Source organism: Streptomyces sp. NPDC048275 (assembly GCF_040652275.1).
GTDB lineage: Bacteria > Actinomycetota > Actinomycetes > Streptomycetales > Streptomycetaceae > Streptomyces.
Window position 1 is genome coordinate 1 of the sequence record NZ_JBEZLR010000220.1, and the last position, 3,513, is coordinate 3,513.

General features: G+C 72.0%; 3 protein-coding genes and 1 pseudogene. 2 read left to right on the top strand and 2 right to left on the bottom strand.

All coding sequences use genetic code 11. The annotated features are described in order from the left end of the window. The first annotated feature begins 560 nt into the window (after window positions 1–560). Window positions 561–1,247: a CPBP family intramembrane glutamic endopeptidase gene (locus AB0D57_RS47380; protein ID WP_362088716.1), complete on the top strand. Its 687-nt coding sequence runs from the start codon at window positions 561–563 to the stop codon at window positions 1,245–1,247. 124 nt (window positions 1,248–1,371) lie between these two features. Here AB0D57_RS47380 and AB0D57_RS47385 read toward each other — a convergent pair whose 3' ends face one another. After that, window positions 1,372–2,604: an FAD-dependent oxidoreductase gene (locus AB0D57_RS47385; RefSeq protein ID WP_362088717.1), complete on the bottom strand. Its 1,233-nt coding sequence runs from the start codon at window positions 2,602–2,604 to the stop codon at window positions 1,372–1,374. A 105-nt stretch (window positions 2,605–2,709) separates the two neighbouring features. Between AB0D57_RS47385 and AB0D57_RS47390 the strand changes: the two genes are divergently transcribed. After that, window positions 2,710–2,943: a hypothetical protein gene (locus tag AB0D57_RS47390; RefSeq protein WP_362088718.1), complete on the top strand. Its 234-nt coding sequence runs from the start codon at window positions 2,710–2,712 to the stop codon at window positions 2,941–2,943. Here the strand turns inward: AB0D57_RS47390 and AB0D57_RS47395 are convergent. Then, window positions 2,923–3,513: pseudogene (locus AB0D57_RS47395) on the bottom strand (IS200/IS605 family accessory protein TnpB-related protein); the annotation flags it as partial. The gene AB0D57_RS47390 and the pseudogene AB0D57_RS47395 overlap by 21 nt on opposite strands.

Genomic DNA, 3,513 nt, shown 5'->3' on the forward strand with positions numbered 1-3,513 from the left:
GACAGCTCTTCAGCGATGAGTACGACAGGTTTCGAGCTCACGTGAGTCCTCACAAGTCCAATGCGGACGGCCGTCCCGACGGCCGCATGCGGTGGGAAGGTGCTGGGACCTGTCCGGCGGATCACGCCGCAGACACCGGGCCTGGCACGCCCATAAACCCCGCTCACCAGCGTTTATGGGATGCCGCTTCCTCCCTCCGACCCGATCCGCCGAACAGGCCCCGGCCGCGTGGAAGACGCACGACACTGTGGGCCTACCGCGTATCCAGTGGTGTAACGCAGCGGCGTCGTGGCACAGCGGAACTCGCCTTGAGGCCATGCTCCGAGGACCGTGGCTCATACGGCGGCGAGGAAGTCCCCGACGCGGCGGCGAACGCGTCAGGCGCGCTGACGCAGACGAGACGGCCGGCGTCACGAGCGCCGACACGGTGCCGGGCCGGCGCTCGACCACGGCGCGGACCTGCCCGGCCGGGATCACGCCCTGGGCGCCATCGCGGTGAGCAGCACCGGCGGCCGCAGGGCCCGCGCCCTCACCTCCGTGTCAGGGATGCTGGAGACACCATGCGGTTGCTGCTCCTCGCCGTCAGCGTGCTCGCGGCCGCGAGCACGCTCACCACTGTGCTGGCCCCCGACTGGTACGTCACGGTCTGCGTCACCGCGACCGCGCTGCTCCTGACGCTCGCCCGCCGGTCCGGCCTGAGCTGGGACGAGCTGGGGCTGGGCCGGGCATCGGCACGCCGTGGGCTGCGCTGGGGGCTCGTCCTGGCCGGGGCCGTCCTCGTCGTCTACCTCCTCGGATGGGCCCTGCCGTTCACCCGGGAGGCCTTCGAGGACGAACGCGCTGCGGGACCGTCGGCCGGAGAGCTTGTGTACCGGGCCCTGGTGCGCGTGCCGTTCGGCACGGTGCTGCTCGAGGAGGTGGGGTTCCGCGGCGTCCTGTGGGCCGCGATCGCACGGCTTCGCGGCCCCGTATGGGCCACGGCACTCTCGTCCGCCCTGTTCGGCTTCTGGCACGTGCTGCCCTCCCGAGGACTCACCCGCGCCAACGCTGCGGCTGAAGCCGTCTTCGGTACCGGGACAGCCGGCGTCACCTTGTCCGTCGCGGCCGCCGTCGTCACCACCGGCCTCGCCGGCGTGCTCTTCTGCGAACTTCGCCGCCGTTCCGGCAGCCTGATCCCGTCCATGGCCCTGCACTGCGCCCTCAACAGCTTCGGCTACGCCCTCGCCTGGGCAGCTGCCCGCGGGTAGGGCGGACGCCTGCCACCGGGCCGCGCCGCGCCCCCGTGTGCTGGTGCGAGGCGGATTTCCAGTGGCTGCGGCCGGCTCTGCCACCGGCCACGGCCACCGGGCAGGGCCGGCCGTGCGCCGCGGCTCATCGCACCGACTCGGCGGGCGGACGCTCGCGCACAGCGCCGTAGCCGATGAAGTACGCCGGCACGCGCCGGAGCCACGGTGAGGTGGTGAGCAGGTCGCTCATCCGCTGTGCCCGCCGGGCGCTGCCGAAGGGCGGACGTCCCGCGAGCACGGGCGCGATGACCCGCGCGTGAGCCAACCGCTGCAGTGCCTGCGTCGCCGCCGTGGTCGGCCACCGGCGCCGCTGGACGCCGCGTACGTCCCGCAGGCCGACCACACCCCTGCGCAGCGGTTCGACGAGATGCCGCGCGGCAGCCACTGCGTCTTCGACGGCGAGGTTGATGCCGATGCCGAAGACCGGTGACATCGCGTGCGCCGCGTCGCCGATGCACAGCAGTCCCGGCCGGTGCCAGCGCCTGAGGCGGTCGAGCCGTACGTCGAGCATCCGCACCTCGTCCCATGACCGCAGCGCATGCGCCCGGCCCGCGAGCCAGGGCACGGCGGCAGAGAAGTCGGCCATGAACCGCTCGAGACCGGCGGCGCGGCGCTCGGCATCGGTCCCCTTGGGAATCAGCGCGGCGCACTGCCAGTACTCCCCGCGGTCGATCATCGCGGTCAGGAACCGGTCGCCGGCGCCTCCCACCAGCCCGTGCGGGTCGCCTTCCCGCCGTGGCAGCCGGAACCACCAGGCATCCATGGGGCAGGCGAACTGCCGCAGCCGCAGTTCGGGCCGCGACCGCGCCAGCGAGCCCCGACCGTCGCAGGCCACCGTGAGGGTGGCCCGCAGTTCACCACTGCGGCCGTCGGACGTGCGGTACCGCACCCCGGTGACCCGTCCGTGCTCCACCAGGAAAGACGTCGCCTCGGTGCTCATCCGCAACCGGAAGGACGGCTCTTTGCGGGCCTCGTCGGCGAGGAGGTCGAGCAGGTCCCATTGCGGCACCATCGCCACGTAGTTGTACGGGCCCGGCAGCGCGCTGATGTCCGAGACGGTGATCAGCGAACGGTCCGCGCCGAGCGGCAGCCGGACCGTGGTCACCCGGCGCTGCGGCAGACGGGCGAAACGCTCGGCCAGACCGAGATCGTCCAGCAGCGCCAGGGTCGAGGGATGCACGGTGTCGCCGCGGAAGTCGCGCAGAAAGTCGCCGTGCTTCTCCAGGACCGTGACGGCCACTCCGGCCCGGGCCAGCAGCAGGCCGAGGACCATTCCCGCGGGGCCGCCGCCCACCACACAGCACGTTGTCCGCTCCATCGCAGCTCTTCCCTTCGGCGACATCCACGAGCCGGGCCAATAGGGCCTATACCCTCAAAATGAACAACTTCGCTGTACGGGTTCGTGATGCCCCCTGGAGGCCCGATGAGTCAGCAGCCGGTCCTCCTGCCCTACGCCGACCCGGCCTTCTCGGCGGATCCCTTCCCGCTCTACCGGCAGTTGCGCGAGGACGGCCCGGTACGGCGCGCCGTCCTCGCCGGAGGCCTTCAGGCATGGCTGATCACGCGCTACGAAGACGGCCTCGCGGCCCTGTCCGACCCACGGCTGAGCAGACGTCCGCGATGCCTCGGACCGTTCCTAAAGACTGAGTGGGAGTGAGTCCTGTTGCCAGGACTCCTGCTCAGCCGCGTGCCCCGAACGGTGTTGGGCACGCTGGTCTCCCGCTTTCGCTCCACGGCCCGGTGGCGCGCATCGTGTGCGTGGTCCGGGCGGGTGGGGGCGGGTTTCCTGACGCCGTCGGGTGTCCGGTCGGGCCTGGGCGGTCCGATGCCCACCACGATCACTCTGGTCGGGGTGGGGCGGTGCCGTTCGTCGCCGGATCGGGTGCCCGAGGGCGCGTCGTCCGACCGCGATGCTTGCCGCATCGTGCCGGGACGTCTGACGGCGTGGGGTGGTCAGCGGTTTCTGCCAGTGCTGAGCGCCCCACCGGCTGGTGTAGGCGGGGTCGACCGCGACGAGCGCGATGTCCTGTTCGGCGGCCATCGACACCAGCCGGGCCTTGAGTTTCGCGGTGGGGAAGCGGGAGAGCAGGCGGCGGAACCGCTTGTTGCGGCCGTGCTTCTCCCGGCCCTTGTCCGCCGCGAAGTCGAGGTCCTCGATGGCGATCGCGGCGGCCCCGCACCGTCGGGTGTAGTGCAGCAGCCGGGTCAGCGCGTGCCGGATCTGCGC